Annotated in this window: 13 protein-coding genes; 5 read left to right on the top strand and 8 right to left on the bottom strand. The window is 62.0% G+C overall.

Annotated elements, in window-relative coordinates; translation table 11 throughout:
* Positions 1-80 precede the first annotated feature (80 nt).
* Positions 81-920: an inositol monophosphatase family protein gene (locus tag ACNO8S_RS07705; protein ID WP_420182750.1), complete on the bottom strand. Its 840-nt coding sequence runs from the start codon at positions 918-920 to the stop codon at positions 81-83.
* 72 nt (positions 921-992) lie between these two features.
* Positions 993-1193 (bottom strand): hypothetical protein, encoded by a 201-nt coding sequence (locus ACNO8S_RS07710; RefSeq protein ID WP_420182751.1) that lies wholly within the window; start codon positions 1191-1193, stop codon positions 993-995.
* Between the two features lie 119 nt (positions 1194-1312).
* Here ACNO8S_RS07710 and ACNO8S_RS07715 point away from each other — a divergent pair, with 119 nt between their 5' ends.
* On the top strand, positions 1313-1492 hold the full coding sequence (locus tag ACNO8S_RS07715) for a hypothetical protein (RefSeq protein WP_144443754.1): 180 nt from the start codon (positions 1313-1315) through the stop codon (positions 1490-1492).
* A gap of 596 nt (positions 1493-2088) precedes the next feature.
* Positions 2089-3303 (top strand): glycosyltransferase family 2 protein, encoded by a 1215-nt coding sequence (locus ACNO8S_RS07720; protein WP_014040453.1) that lies wholly within the window; start codon positions 2089-2091, stop codon positions 3301-3303.
* Positions 3304-3331: 28 nt separating this feature from the next.
* Here ACNO8S_RS07720 and ACNO8S_RS07725 read toward each other — a convergent pair whose 3' ends face one another.
* Positions 3332-4318 (bottom strand): hypothetical protein, encoded by a 987-nt coding sequence (locus ACNO8S_RS07725; RefSeq protein ID WP_420182752.1) that lies wholly within the window; start codon positions 4316-4318, stop codon positions 3332-3334.
* Between the two features lie 226 nt (positions 4319-4544).
* Here ACNO8S_RS07725 and ACNO8S_RS07730 point away from each other — a divergent pair, with 226 nt between their 5' ends.
* From ACNO8S_RS07730 to ACNO8S_RS07740, 3 genes are read left to right on the top strand one after another with little or no spacing between them, the layout of a single operon-like run.
* Positions 4545-5990: a DUF58 domain-containing protein gene (locus ACNO8S_RS07730; RefSeq protein ID WP_420182753.1), complete on the top strand. Its 1446-nt coding sequence runs from the start codon at positions 4545-4547 to the stop codon at positions 5988-5990.
* The gene (locus tag ACNO8S_RS07735) at positions 5987-6487 is read left to right on the top strand and encodes a hypothetical protein (RefSeq protein WP_050007608.1); all 501 of its coding nucleotides are present in this window, start codon (positions 5987-5989) and stop codon (positions 6485-6487) included. Before ACNO8S_RS07730 ends, ACNO8S_RS07735 begins: the two co-directional genes overlap by 4 nt.
* Positions 6484-7440, top strand: a complete 957-nt coding sequence (locus tag ACNO8S_RS07740) for a hypothetical protein (protein WP_050038121.1) — start codon at positions 6484-6486, stop codon at positions 7438-7440. Before ACNO8S_RS07735 ends, ACNO8S_RS07740 begins: the two co-directional genes overlap by 4 nt.
* A gap of 14 nt (positions 7441-7454) precedes the next feature.
* Here the strand turns inward: ACNO8S_RS07740 and ACNO8S_RS07745 are convergent, their stop codons facing one another.
* The 5 genes from ACNO8S_RS07745 to ACNO8S_RS07765 form a co-directional block, all read right to left on the bottom strand.
* Positions 7455-8465: an AAA family ATPase gene (locus ACNO8S_RS07745; RefSeq protein WP_050038122.1), complete on the bottom strand. Its 1011-nt coding sequence runs from the start codon at positions 8463-8465 to the stop codon at positions 7455-7457.
* A complete protein-coding gene (locus ACNO8S_RS07750) occupies positions 8458-9552 on the bottom strand; it encodes a DUF4350 domain-containing protein (protein ID WP_050038123.1) in 1095 nt (364 codons plus the stop codon). Before ACNO8S_RS07750 ends, ACNO8S_RS07745 begins: the two co-directional genes overlap by 8 nt.
* Positions 9552-9827: a hypothetical protein gene (locus ACNO8S_RS07755; RefSeq protein ID WP_014040460.1), complete on the bottom strand. Its 276-nt coding sequence runs from the start codon at positions 9825-9827 to the stop codon at positions 9552-9554. Before ACNO8S_RS07755 ends, ACNO8S_RS07750 begins: the two co-directional genes overlap by 1 nt.
* Before the next feature lie 84 nt (positions 9828-9911).
* Complete coding sequence (locus tag ACNO8S_RS07760; RefSeq protein WP_420182754.1) at positions 9912-12977, bottom strand: FtsX-like permease family protein; 3066 nt, start codon at positions 12975-12977, stop codon at positions 9912-9914.
* 7 nt (positions 12978-12984) lie between these two features.
* Positions 12985-13686 carry an ABC transporter ATP-binding protein gene (locus ACNO8S_RS07765; protein ID WP_014040462.1) on the bottom strand — a complete coding sequence of 234 codons (702 nt, stop codon included), beginning with the start codon at positions 13684-13686 and terminating at the stop codon, positions 12985-12987.
* Positions 13687-13712 lie beyond the last annotated feature (26 nt).

Below are 13712 nucleotides of genomic sequence, written 5' to 3' on the forward strand. Positions count from 1 at the left end.
GGTTTTAGCGTTCCGGTCCCGTGTGCATGGAGCGGACTTCCGCGAGCCAGACGCGGCGGGATTTGATGGCGAAACTGTGTTCAATCCTCAGCGAGTGCCTCGTTGCCGGCCACCACGAAGGCCTCGTGTGCCTCGCCGTTGGAGGCGACGACGGAATCGCTGTCGTGGGTCCAGGGTTCGCCATCGAGGTCAGTGACCGTGCCGCCAGCCCGTCTGACCATATGGACGCCAGCGAGCGTGTCCCAGGGGGCCATCGGGCGCGTGCAAACGAGCCCTTCGAGCGCCCCGTCGGCAACGTGTGCCAGCGTGGCCTGGAACGAACCCAGACGCCGAATGTCGCCGAAGCGGTCGCCGACAGCGCTACACAGCCGACCGAACTCGTCCCTGTCGTCACGGTCCCACCAGCCGACAGGAGCCACGGCGAACGTCTCCGGGTCGGTTCGACCACTTACCGACAGTTCGGTCCCGTCTCGTGTCACGCTTTCGGGGCCAGCCGCGTAGAGGTCGCCATAGGAGGGGAGATAGGTCACCGATGCGACCGGCTCGCCGTCGACAACTGCGCTGACAACCGTTCCCCACAGACGCATCCCACGGACGTAGTTCGCCGTCCCGTCGATCGGATCGATGACCCACACAGAGCCGCTATTTGGGATACTATCGACCGCTTCAGGCTCGGAGTCAACGTCCGGGCCAGCTAACGTTGAGAGGTCTTCCTCACAGAGGAACCGGTCACGGGGGAACTCCGCTCGAATCGTGGCGACGACTTGCCGCTGGGCGTCGCGGTCCGTCTCCGTGACGAGATCGTTTTTGTTGGCCTTCGATTCGACACTGAGGTCGCCCCGGAACTGCTCCCGGGCCACGACACCGCCAGCACGGGCCGCTCGCTCGGCGACCGCCGCCCGGTGGCTTGCATCTGTCATACCTGACGCTGGACCTCCCTTGTTCAAACCATCTCGCCTTCCAGCAAAACAGGGCCGACGGCCAGCCATGGGTTACTCTTCTTCGACAGCCTCGTCAACAGCGTCGAGAATGGCTTCAGCGATGTCCTGCGCCTCATTGGGCGTGTACAGGACCTGGTTCCCCAGTGACTGTTCAATACGGACATAGCCGTCGTCGTCCTCAATGGAGAAAAACGCTGTATTCTCCAGCGGTGGCACATGCAGGCTCGCCCCCTCGGACTGATCTGTGGCCATGTTATCGTTTAGCACATAGGACGGCTTAAATCTACGGCTCTGGACAACAGCGGCCGCCCAGTTACAAATATTAATAATCAGACCCCAACGGCTTATACTCAGTCCAGATATGTACGTATATGGCATCGATACGTGGGGCACTTCGGTTCAGCAAGGACATCTCGGTTATCATGCTTTTGGGAGTCGTCTACGTCCTTGGGCTGAGCGTCGCAACGCTGATCAGTGCATCGGAGGAGCGACTGCCTCGGATACACGCTGTTGGTGGCGAGATACGGAGTCGGCTTCGTCGCCCAGTGTGAGACGCTCAGCAACCATGACACCAAAGCCACCGACCGGCACATGGAATCAGGTGGCTGTACCCGCAGCGTGTCTACTTGAATTGACGCATTTTCCCGATTACAGACGATCCGAGACAGCTTCTCAGTGCCTGTCGTAGTAGTTTCCCGGTGTAGTTCGACATTCGCAGACGTGACTTCCTAGTGATGGTTCCCGTTTTATCACCTTGCTTGAGATATCCGGCGCTGAAACCGCGGGAGACATAGTCTACTAGTCTGATAGATATCTGCTTCACAACGTACATTAGTGCGTGAATAATGTGCTTTATTGATAGATGGCACGCCACACTGTGGTCATGGGTCGAAGAAATCGTGTACAATCAGGGGAGGAGAGGGATTCTCATGACAACTATTGTTATTAATGATGGATTATCCCACCCGACAGCTTTATTATATGCTGCTTTGACATGACACTCTGTGTGGAAGCCGTGCGGTACATATCAGAAATTCGGCATTGAACTCAGATAAAATGGGGCCTACTAGCCGTGTTCATCGGAAGCCGCTCAGGGGAGTGGAGAGTGTATGCTACCAGACGCACCAGCGATAGCCGAGGTACGGGAATGACGATACAAGCAAATCAGGCAAATCAAGCGGGTCAACAGGGGATCACGAAGGCTGTAGACGAGTTTCTCGTCACGCCGGAGAGCGAAGTCACGCCGGTTTTGAGCGTCGTGATGCCCACCCTCAACGAGGAGAAAGGGATCGTCGAATGTATTGATCGGATCAAGACAGCGATCTCGGAGTTACGTGTGCCGACCGAGATCATCGTGAGCGACAGTTCGACCGACGCGACTCCGGAGTTAGCTCGCGAGCGGGGTGCGACAGTCGTGACACCTGATGAACCGGGCTATGGCTATGCGTATCGCTACGCGTTCGACAAGGCACGGGGAGAGTACATTGCGATGGGTGATGCTGACACGACGTACGATTTCGAGATGATTCCCCAGCTCCTCGAACCGGTCCAGAACGGCGACGCGGACATCTGTATGGGGAGCCGACTGGAGGGCGAGATCCGGGACGGGTCGATGCCGCCACTCCACAAATACGTCGGAAACCCGCTGTTGACGCGGTTCCTGAACACGTTCTATGGAGCCGGTGTAAGCGATGCACACAGCGGCTTCCGTGTGTTCACCAAGGACGCGCTCGAAACGCTAGAGCTAGAGACGACCGGGATGGAGTTCGCCAGCGAAATGATCATGGAAGCCGGTGCGAACGACCTCACCATAGAGGAGGTCCCGATTATCTACCACGAGCGGGAAGGCGAGGAGACGCTCGATAGTTTCAGTGACGGCTGGCGACACGTCCGCTTCATGCTCGTGAACGCGCCGGACTACCTGTTCTCGTATCCGGCTCTGTTGCTAGTGTCGGTCGGGGCAGTGTTGATGTCGCTATCAATCGCTCGGCTGTCGATCGGTGGCGTTAACTTCGGCATACAGACGATGGTCGGCGGGTCGTTGCTGGCAATCGTCGGGTATCAGGTCTGGACGCTCGCGCTGTTCAGTTCCATCGCCGCGAACCCGATAAACAAGCCCGAGGGTGTGCTTGTCGGCATGATACGGGAGCGGTTCCAGTTGGAGCACGGCGCGTCCATCGGCATTCTCGCGGCTGCAGTCGGGATTCTGTACCTCGGGAGCGTGTTCGGACAGTGGCTGCTCGCCGGCGAGGCGGCGTTACCGTCAGCTACAGCGACCCTTCTGGCCTCGACAGTCGTAGTGCTGGGGCTACAGACAGTGTTCGGGTCGTTCTTCATGAGTATGCTAGCAGACAGCAGCTAACCGTTGACAGTCGCTTTAGCGGAATTGGTCAGTTCTGGGTACACCTGCTAGGGCACGTTCCGTTCTCGACGCAGTCGATGTCGGGCTGTGTTCGGTTCTCGGCAACGAACTGCCACTCGTTTCGGCCTACACTGTCGGTGCCGTTGGAATAGGAAAGTTGTCTGTACAGCCCGTTGTAGTTCATCACGCTGTCGTACTCTGTCTGGGAGTACCGCTCCTCGTCGATACCGTCCTGATGGGCGTCGAGCCCCATCGCGTGCCCGAATTCGTGCATGAACAGCGAGGCGGTGATCTTCGGTGAATCGAACCGCTCCATCGCCGCGATTTCAGGTCGGCCCGCACCGACGAAGTAGTCGTCCCCGTTGTAGGCGACGTCGTCAGTTAGCAGGACGTAGTAGTAGCCGTCAGCACGGTGCTCGGAGTGGTTGGCCCGGAAGTCATAGATGTCGTTCCCGGCACCAGCACGGGATTTCGAGTGTACCGTCCCGTTGGCCGAGAGGTTCGTATCGTCTGTGACGAGATGGATATCGATACCGGTGGAGCCGTCGGGGTTCGAAACGGGTGCATTCTCAAACGTCTCGACAATAGATGTCCGGACCGGGTCGCTGAGCGTCGTTGACTGTGTAGAGTCGACTTCGACGTAGATGTCCGTTCGGAGCGGGTCTGCATCCGGAAGAGCCTGCTCACAGCGGACTTCCATGCCGTCCGGATAACCGTCGCCGTCCGTGTCCGGGTCCGTCGGATCAGTGCCGTAAACGGAGCGCTCTAGCGAATCCGACAGCCCGTCGCCGTCTGTATCAGTGGCGTTCGAAGCGGCCTGAGCCTGCTGTACGTCCGGAGTATCGGCCCCGCCACCGCTAGCAGTGTTCACCTGCGGCGACGTCCCGGCGACTGGAAACACGACACCGGCGAGAAGCAGCGTCACGAGGACGACGGCACCGACGCGAACCGTCGGCAGGCGACAGAACCAGTTGTTCGCGAGACGGCGGGCGCCAGCTGAGATGTCTGTGAGCATAGTTCTAATATTAATACTGATTCCAATAGCTACCTTTAGTTGAGTTCCAGAATTCCGATACAACGTGAACTCAGACCATTCATGACTCAGAATTTTCGAGTGACGGTTAAGTAGATAATCCCCTAAATATCAATATCGATTTCGATACTAGGTGCGGACCTATCTCTGAAGGACTCGGCTGTGTCTGTCGGTATCTTCAATGGGCTCGGTTCAGTAACCGAAGCTAATGCGTGTCACCCGGCGGTTCTGGCTCACGATCACTGCTATCGGTAGTCTCGTCGTGAGTGGTGGGCTGCTCGATGCGCCCCTGTTAGTCGTCGGGGCCGTCGGGCTCGCAGGCTGGCTGCTCGCAATGCAGTTTGCGTTCGTCCGTGGCGTTTCACGACTCGAGGACGAACTCACCGTCAGCCAGTCGCTCGACCGGTCCCGAATACGGACCGACGCCAAAACGAAGTACACTCTCGAGGCATCAGTTGCCGCCGCCGGCGATCACCTGCCGCTCTCCGTCGAGGCAAGGATTCCACTCGCAGCGCGGATGGAAGCGGGTTCCTCTCCGGATATCCATCTCGATACGTCGATGCAGTCCTCGTCGGTGACGCTTCCGCTCACCTGGGAGACTGTTGGCAACTACACCGTTCCCGGAGCCACAGTAACCGTCAGTGACGGCACCGGGCTGTTTACCCAGTCGTTCACGACGGCTCCCGGCCCCGAACTAGCAGTCGAGTCGCCGTCGGTCGGTCCGATTCACGTTGGCCAGAGCGGGAAACAGTTGCTACGCGGTGTCGGCGAGCACGATGCCCGGGGGCGGACGGGTGGCCTGTCAGCTGAGGAGATTCGAAAATATGTCCCGGGTGACGCACTGAAATACGTCGACTGGAAGGCGACTGCCAGACTAGACGAGACGCACGTCCGCAACTACGAGGCTGAGAGTAACCGTAGCGTGGTGCTCGTCCTCGATCACCGGCAGACTCTGGGTGATGGGACACCTGGCGAAACGAAGCTAGATCACCTCAGAGCGGTCGCCGCAGCGTTCCAGCAACGTGCCGAAACGATCCGTGATCCCCTGGGCTATCTCACTATTGACGACGCGGGCGTGACGGAATCGAGAATCCCTGTGGCGAGAACCGAGGCCTACAGGTCGTGCCGGCATCGGATCAACGACCTCGACACCGAAACTGAGACGCCGGCAACAGCTACCACGACAGCGTCTCACACCGGCAGGATGACAGGGACGGTGAACCCGACGGCGGACACACAATCACCGATGGAAACGACGTTGCTCGCGTATCGAGATGCCGCCGGATCAAAACGACACCTTCCCAACCAGCCGCTGTACAACGGGCTCCAGGCGGCACCACACGAGATACGCAGCGCGAACCTGCTGGTCATCTGTACTGACGACAGCAACCCGAGTGAACTACGGAACGCGGTTGGACTGGCGAGACGCAACGCAACGGAGGTCGTCGTGTTTATCGCTCCATCAGTAGCCTTCGATACGGACCTCCTCACCGATCTCGATACCGCATACGAACGGTATCGAACCTTCGACCAGTTCCGGCGTGAACTGAACGAGGTCGACTCGGTGACGGCCTACGAGGTTGGGTCCCCGGACCAGATCTCGGCTATTCTGTCCGGCAGCCCAGCGAACACAGACCGGAGGGAGTACGCATGAGCGTCGCACTGAAAACGGCACGCTCGCGCCGATCACTACCCACCGTGCTCGGCCTGCTGGGCATCGTCGTAGCTACAGGCGGACTCGTCTGGGGCGGGCCGGTATGGCTTGGTTTCGTCGGTGTTGTCCTCGGCGGTCTCTACCTGTCCGGTACACCCGTTCTCGCGGTCGTGCTCGGACAGGTAGCGCTCGTCACAGTCGATACACCATCACTGCTACCGCTCGTCATCGTCGAAGGCGGCCTGTTCCTTGCGTTGCTTTCGGTACCTATCGAGACACCCGACAGGCGAGTCGCCGGCAGCCTCGTCGCACTTGTCGTTCCGCTGCTCGGCAGTCTCGCCTGGCTGTCGCTCTGGCGCTGGGACTTGGCCCCCCTCAGCGTCGGGGCCACCGCGGTCATCGGAATTGCCATCGTCGGCTATCTCTTCCATCGCTATCTGCTGATAGAACTCGACATCGTGACTGAAGACGCAGCTTCGGACCGTGATTTCCTATGAGCCAACCCGAGCCTACGCAACCGGACGCATCAGCCGATGACAGCACCCGACAGACGGATATTGTACACGACCGCCAGACACTCGAAGCGGAGCTGGAAGTGTTACGGGAGGAGAACCGCCGGTTGCGCGACTCCTACGCGCATGCGAAGCGGGCAACGTTCAGACGGACCGCAGTGGGCTTCTTTGCGGTCGGTGGACTATCCCTCATAGCGGCACTCCTCTTTCCAACCCTGCAGACCATCTTCGTCGCGTTCGCAGGAACCGGTGTGTTTGCGGGCATCGTCACGTTCTATCTCACTCCCGAGCGGTTCGTCTCGGCGTCGGTCAGTGACACGGTGTTCGACACGTTGGCCGATGTCGAACAGCACCTCGTCAGCGAACTGGAACTCCAGACCGAGACGGTGTATGTCCCAACGGCATCCCGTCCGGAGACGAATGCGCGCCTGTTCGTCCCCCAACACGTCGAGTACGCGGTGCCCGATCCAGACCAGTTGGGAGACCTGTTCGTTACGAGCGGTGCCGAGGCGGAACAGGGCATATCGCTTCCCCCGACCGGAGACCGTCTGTACACCGAGTTCGAGCAAACGATCTCCGGCAAATTCGGTAACGACCCCGATGCAATAGCGGCGCAACTGACCGCAGCCCTGTCCGAGCAGTTCGAACTCGTCGATGACACAACAATCGAAATCGATGGCGGGAACCGAACTGCTACTATTGCCATCAGCAATCCCGCGTTCGGCGACGTTCACCAGCTAGATCACCCAGTGGTGTCCTTGCTCGCGGTGGGGTTTGCCACGGGACTTGATCGACCGGTTACTGTCGATACGCGCGATGACGACCGGTTCAGCGGTGTCGTGACCGTTTCGTGGAACGCACTCGAACAACCATCGGCGCAGTCCAATGGCGCGGCGACCCGAGAACGAGAGACGACACCAGCCCCGGAAAACAGCTAACTGCGGTCCAGTCGCTACTCGAACTCCCGTTTCGTTCCGCCGTCGCCGACCGCTGTCTCGACACCCGTACTGTGGTCGGTGTCGGACCCGGGCGGCGTAATCGACTGAAGGATTTCTTCGATAACCGTTTCGGCGCTGATCTGGCTTAGTTCGGCATCGCTGTTCATAATGAGACGATGCCGCAACACCGGGAGCGCCATCTCTTTGACGTCGTCCGGAATGACGTACTCCCGGCCGTTCAGACGAGCGACTGCTTTGGCCGTATTCTGCAGGGCGATTGTCGCCCGCGGTGAGGCCCCGTGAACGACGTTTCGGTGGTCCCGTGTCGCGCCGACGATAGCGAGAATGTACTCCTTGATGCTGTCTTCGATATGCGTCTCGGGGATGACTGACCGGGCGTCCAGAAGTTCGCTCCGGGAGATAACCTGCGAGATAGAGTCCGCGTCAAGCGTCGGGTTCGCGTCGAATCGGTCGAGGATCGCGCGCTCCTCCTCGGAGTTGGGAATCTCGGTGACGAGTTTCATCTGAAACCGGTCGCGCTGGGCCTCCGGGAGTTTGAACGTCCCTTCCATCTCAAGAGGGTTCATCGTCGCAACGACGGTAAACGGCGTCGGGAGTTCGAGCGTCGACCCTTCAATGGAAACCTGTCCCTCCTGCATCGCTTCGAGGAGTGCGCTCTGTGTTTTCGGCGGGGCGCGGTTGATCTCGTCGGCGATGACCAGATTGGTAAACACTGGGCCTTTCTGCAGCTCGAACTCGCCGTTTCGCTGGTGATACACCGTTGTTCCGGTGATATCCGCAGGGAGGAGGTCGGGCGTCATCTGGACCCGGGAGTGCTGGAGATCCGTCGCGTTGGCGACGAGCGTGGCGATCGTCGTTTTCGCGACACCGGGGACCCCCTCCAGAAGCACATGACCGCGTGTAAGCATGGCGACAGTAATGTGTCGGAGAACTTCCTCGTTACCGATAAGAACTGTCTCCGTCTCCTCCTTGAGACGGTCGTACAGCACCGACGGATCAGTCATTGCGTTGACGTTCGGCCCGCTGTTTAATAATGGCTTCCGTTACTCGCTCTACCTGTGCGGTCTCCCAGTCTGGATGACTGGCTCTGAGATACTTCTCAACGCCGTCCCTGGAGAGATTCGGGTCCGGATCGCCGCCACTGTATTCCCGGAGGCGATCCCGGAGATGCTCGTCGAGACGGCGGTCGTACGCGAGCAGCGCCCCGACCAGCACGACGCCACAGAGCAGTAACAGCGCGTCTGACCGCTGGACGGCCAGGACGGCAGCGGCCACCGGCGGGACGCTACTGGCGTGTGAGTAGTCCAGCAGTGCGTCGTCGTGGCTGGCGACGAGGTTCCGGACGAACCGTCGGTTGTCACCGCGTTCGAGCATCGCGTTCACGAAGATGCTCGGGTCACTGACGGCGATAACCCGGCCGTCGCCGACCGGTTCGCTCGTGACGACGGGTCGGGACGCTAACTGCTCCTCGCCGTCGAGTTCGCCGTTGCCGTTGGTGTCGAGGTAGGCGTATTCGGAGGTGTTGACGAGCGTCGTCGCGTTTCCGGCTCTGACAGTCGTCCCGTAGTTGAGGACGACAGTATCGACGCCGGCAGTCTCCGGATAGTCGCCGGCAGGCGTCGCTTCCGGGAGCGAGGAGTTGCGGTAGTAATTTCGGTTGTCGTACACCGGGCGACCGTCAAAACGCGCGTCAGCACCGACGGCAGCGAGCAGGGCATTCCCTTCTGGGCGGTAATCCTCGGCAACGACGAGTGTCCCACCGCTTCGAACGAACTCCGCGATTCGTGCCCGCTCGCTCGACGAGTACGGCTCCGCCGGCGAGAGAACGACCGCAACGGTGGTGTCCGTGTCACTCGTCAGATACTGACTCACGTTCGTTCCGACAGTCACGTTTGCACCGGCGTCAGCTGCGACGCTTCGGAGTTCACCTGCCCCGTCCCACTGGGAGTTGTATGCACCGAACGCTGCTGAGGACGTACTCGCGGCGTAGACGAGCGCGATGATCGTGAGGACGGTGTAAGCGGCCAGCAGGAGCTGCGGGAGAGTGAGCGACGGTAGCCAGGAGTCCTCGGAGAGCGGTGTCAGCGCCATCAGACCAGCCCCGGCGGTAGAATCTCGAGGATCCGTTTGATGACCACGTAGGCAAAGCCAACCAGTCCGAGCCCAATGAGCCACCAGAGCCGCCGTCGCCAGCGCGGCGACACGGCCTGCGGTGCGACCAGTTCGACAGTCACGAGAAACCCGATCAGCGAGACGACGAAAAACAGCTCCAACGTCAGCGCATCCAGGAGGGTCAACACGAGGATGGTACCAAGCACCCACATGAGATGCCCGTAAATGAACTGTTGGCGCTGTCGGGTCGCCATGGTACGGCGTTCTCCTCGGCAGACAGTCAAAGTTCCGACCGACGGCCGCTGACTGAGCCATGGGGGAACGGCTAACCTAGCAGTTCAGTCGTCGCTAGGCTGTCTCTCGTCGACCGACTCCTCGTCGGGCGTTCGCGTTCGGTCGCCGCTCGGGAGCAACGAGACCGGTGACGCCGTCAGATACGGCACCGTTGCGACGAGGGCACCGAACAGGGCGAGCGAAACGCCGCCGAGGAATATCGCTGCGAGGATAGCTGGCGGCGTCCGCGCGGAGAGGCGGAAGCCGAAGAAGACGAGCCAGCCAGCCCGCTCCAGCAACTGTAACGCGACGACCGAGAGGCCGAGAGCGAGCGCCGTCGCTGGGATCGCGATACGAGCGATGTCGGCCAGAATCGTCCGCAGGACCCGCCACTGCGTCGCGCCGGTCGAGCGATGGATGCCGATGGCCTGCCGACGCGCGTGGACTCCCTGGGCGAACGTCGCCGTGGTACTTCCGACGGTGCTCAGCGCCGAGAGGACGACGAGGACGCCGAGGATCAGCTGGACGTTCCCGAACACGCCCTCGACGGAGCGTTCGATGGGCGTTCCGGACGCGTACGACCCGCTACTTGCCACGGCAGACGCCAGCCGACGATCCCCGGTCACCTCGTACTCCGCCGTGGTGAGGGTGGTCCCGTTGGCCGTCACTCGGTAGGTGTAGGTTCCAGGCTGACTTCGTCCGCCGTCCGGGGAGAACCGCGTCTGTGTGACGTTTCCGGGCGGCATGTAGACGGTCCGGTTCCGGGAAACACCGGGGCCGATGACACCGACATTGCGGGTGATCGGCTCCTGCCAGGGGTTTGCGAGCCCGATCCTGAGGGTTGGCGTCGTCAGGACCGAGCCCGAAGACGGCGATATCGACAACTCCCCGTACAGTTCCCGCTCGGTACCACGGACGATCTGGATGTCGTGTGTCGCCGTCTGGTCGCCCGAACGAGCTGTTATCGTGTAGTTCCCCGGCTCGCGTGGCAGGGGAACGACGGCGACACCACTCGATCCAGTTCTGAGCGACGGCCCGTTCACCGTGACGGTGGCGTTCGAAACGCGGTCCCCCGTTTTGGTGACGACAGGAACTGAGAGACCCGATCCGGGCGGGGCCTGTGACGGCAGCTGGCTCGGAATCTCGATAGCGTTCGGCGAGACGACGGTCACGGAATGGGTGTACTCCCCGGCAGTGGCGTTTGCAGTCCCCAGTTCTGTCGCGGTAAAGGAGACGGACTCGGTCCGCTCCTGTCCCGGCGGGACGGCGACCGTCGTGGTTTGCTGCTCGCCCCGATATCGGACTGTGACCTCCCGGTCAGCCCGCTCGGTACCGACGTTTCGCACGGCGACAGTGAGGTTGACTGTGTCACCTTTCGTGACGCGTTTCGGACCCGATAACCCCGTCACGACAGCACCGGACCGGTTGGCGGCGACGCCGTCGGCGCCGTCAATCTCCGAAACGGACCCTTTCACGCGGATCATGTGGACCTCCCCTGGTCCGGTCGCCAAGTCGGCCGCGGAGTCGAGCGGCAGAATGAGCAGGTCATCGAGCGTTCTGGGGGCGTCGTACCGCCCGACGATAGTGACCCGTCGAACCCCGGGCTTGACGCTCCCACTGACAGTCAGTTCGTCACCGACCTCGACATCGAGCGTCCGCGCGAGGTCGCTCCCGATGACGGCCTCGTCGTACCGCTGCGGTCGCTTTCCGTCGACCAACGTGGCCCCGGTGACGTTCGCGAACGCGTCGTACTCCGCTCCGTGGGCCATGTACGGCTGGCCGTCCGACACCTGGGCGTAGATGATTTCCGGGCTGGCTGGCGTCCCGTCGGCCCGCAGGGCTGCGGCGTACTCAGCGTCGAGGCGACTGTTCAGCGGATGGGGCGCACCGGCTTCGGTGATGGTCCCGGAGCCCCCTCCCCCACCCCCAAGCGGAGACGCGAGACCGGCCAGGGAGACGACCAGCAGGAACGTGATGCCGAAGACGGTCAGCGTCGCCGCCGTCGGCACGACCGAGCGCCACGACAGGAACGTCGGCGCGACCCAGTTTCGGATCCTCCCAAGCGTCGACTGCTCGGACTGGCCGGACCGGGCGTGACGGCTCCCGAGCGCGGCTGGTGGGCGGGTCGCCGCGGGGTAGGCCGCGAGCGCGCCGGCAGCGAGGCCCATCAGAACGAACACACCGGCGACGCCACCGACGACGGTCGCGCTCTGGCCCGTGACGGTAACGTCGAGTGCGATGGGGAGACCGACGTAGATCGCGACGTTGACCAGCGCCTTGATGAGGATCAGTCCGACGGCGTAGCCCAGCACCACGCCGGTCGTCACGAGGAGGCCGGCCCGAAGTGTAAACAGGAGTCCCACGCGCCACCCCGGTGCGCCGGTCGAGCGGATGACCCGTATCGCGTCGAGTCGGTCACGGACGCTCATCCGCGTGACGTTGTAGACGACGATGAGGACCAACAAGCCACCGGCGGCCGCCGCGATGCCCAGCGCCCAGAGTACCTGCTCTAAGCCGCCGAGGACGTACAGGAGCGCGCTGACCAGCGGTGCCCCTTCGCTTGGGAGGCTTCCCAGCCCGGTCCCGCTCGGACTGTGGTCGATGACGAAGTAGCCGGTGACGCCGACCTGCTGGGCGGTCGAGGCGTTCGTCGCGTACCACTGATTGGAGAGGAACGTCGTCCCCCGCTCCTGTGGGACAACGGTAAGCGAGACGGTCCCGTCCGACCCGCTCACCGTCCGGGTCCGCTGCTGTGAGACCGGTCCCCGGCCGTCAACGCCGTCGGGAATCGTCGGTAATCGTCCCTCCTGCCACTGGGCCGACCCCTCGATGAGCACCCTGGGCGTATCGGGCGGGATGCCAACGAGCCGAACATCAGTCCCGTTTGTGGTCGCCGTCGCTGTCGGGAGCACGGTGACGTCCCCACCGGTTTCGGGCGGGCCGTTTTCCGCGTCGTGGTAGGTGACCGTCCCGGAGTTCGCGAGCGGCTCTGCGAACGTTTCCGAGTACGTGACTGCGGTGAACAACAGCAAGACCGTACCGATGAGAAACGCGGCCGTCACGGCGACGACGACGACGGTGAGCCGGTCCCGTCTGGACCAGCGAAACAGGAGGGCGTTTCTGTATCCCATCGGTTCGTTAGTTCGTCTCCGTGGACGGGCTCGCGTCCGGCGTCGAGGCGGCATCGGAGACGAGCGTGCCGCCGCGGATGAACAGCCGCTCGTCGAACCGCTGGGCCAGTTGGGGGTCGTGGCTGATGACGACGAGCGCGGTTTCCGTCGATTCCTTCATGCTGAACAGAAGGTTCAGCACCGACTCGGCCGTGTCCGGATCTAGCTGCCCGGTCGGCTCGTCGGCGAGGATCACCTCGGGGCGGTTCGCGAGCGCCCGTGCGATGGCGACGCGCTGTTTCTCGCCCCCGCTCAGCGTCGCAGGGTACTGGTGTTCGAGCCCGGCGATACCGAGGCGGTCGAACAGCGTGTCCAGCCAGTCTGGGTCGCGGTCGCCCGCGTGTTCCTGCGGGAGCGACGCGTTCTCGCGAGCGGTCAGATCGCCGATGAGCTGGAAGTCCTGAAAGACGAACCCGAGCGTCGTCCGCCGCAGGCTCGCGCGCTGGCGTTCGGACAGGGTACTCGCGTCCCGACCGTCGATCTCCAGTCGACCGCTAGACGGTGATTCTAGCAATCCGAGGACGTTGAACAGCGTCGACTTGCCGGCCCCGCTAGGGCCCTGAACGAGCATCGCCGCATCGGACCCGACCGAGAGTGAGACGCCGTCGAGAATCCTGGTGCCCCGTCGTGTGACACACAACTCCGAGCCGACGAGGACGGGGTCAGTCATTGTCGGCCTTTCTGCCGGCCCCGTAT

Source organism: Haloarcula sp. KBTZ06 (genome assembly GCF_048595605.1).
In the GTDB taxonomy this organism is placed as follows: Archaea; Halobacteriota; Halobacteria; order Halobacteriales; family Haloarculaceae; genus Haloarcula; species Haloarcula hispanica.

Bases quoted from the DNA above. Each gene is read 5' to 3' on its own strand.
- ACNO8S_RS07705 (WP_420182750.1), bottom strand. From the start codon at position 920: ATGACAGATGCAAGCCACCGGGCGGCGGTCGCCGAGCGAGCGGCCCGT.
- ACNO8S_RS07710 (WP_420182751.1), bottom strand. From the start codon at position 1,193: ATGGCCACAGATCAGTCCGAGGGGGCGAGCCTGCATGTGCCACCGCTG.
- ACNO8S_RS07715 (WP_144443754.1), top strand. From the start codon at position 1,313: ATGGCATCGATACGTGGGGCACTTCGGTTCAGCAAGGACATCTCGGTT.
- ACNO8S_RS07720 (WP_014040453.1), top strand. From the start codon at position 2,089: ATGACGATACAAGCAAATCAGGCAAATCAAGCGGGTCAACAGGGGATC.
- ACNO8S_RS07725 (WP_420182752.1), bottom strand. From the start codon at position 4,318: ATGCTCACAGACATCTCAGCTGGCGCCCGCCGTCTCGCGAACAACTGG.
- ACNO8S_RS07730 (WP_420182753.1), top strand. From the start codon at position 4,545: ATGCGTGTCACCCGGCGGTTCTGGCTCACGATCACTGCTATCGGTAGT.
- ACNO8S_RS07735 (WP_050007608.1), top strand. From the start codon at position 5,987: ATGAGCGTCGCACTGAAAACGGCACGCTCGCGCCGATCACTACCCACC.
- ACNO8S_RS07740 (WP_050038121.1), top strand. From the start codon at position 6,484: ATGAGCCAACCCGAGCCTACGCAACCGGACGCATCAGCCGATGACAGC.
- ACNO8S_RS07745 (WP_050038122.1), bottom strand. From the start codon at position 8,465: ATGACTGATCCGTCGGTGCTGTACGACCGTCTCAAGGAGGAGACGGAG.
- ACNO8S_RS07750 (WP_050038123.1), bottom strand. From the start codon at position 9,552: ATGGCGCTGACACCGCTCTCCGAGGACTCCTGGCTACCGTCGCTCACT.
- ACNO8S_RS07755 (WP_014040460.1), bottom strand. From the start codon at position 9,827: ATGGCGACCCGACAGCGCCAACAGTTCATTTACGGGCATCTCATGTGG.
- ACNO8S_RS07760 (WP_420182754.1), bottom strand. From the start codon at position 12,977: ATGGGATACAGAAACGCCCTCCTGTTTCGCTGGTCCAGACGGGACCGG.
- ACNO8S_RS07765 (WP_014040462.1), bottom strand. From the start codon at position 13,686: ATGACTGACCCCGTCCTCGTCGGCTCGGAGTTGTGTGTCACACGACGG.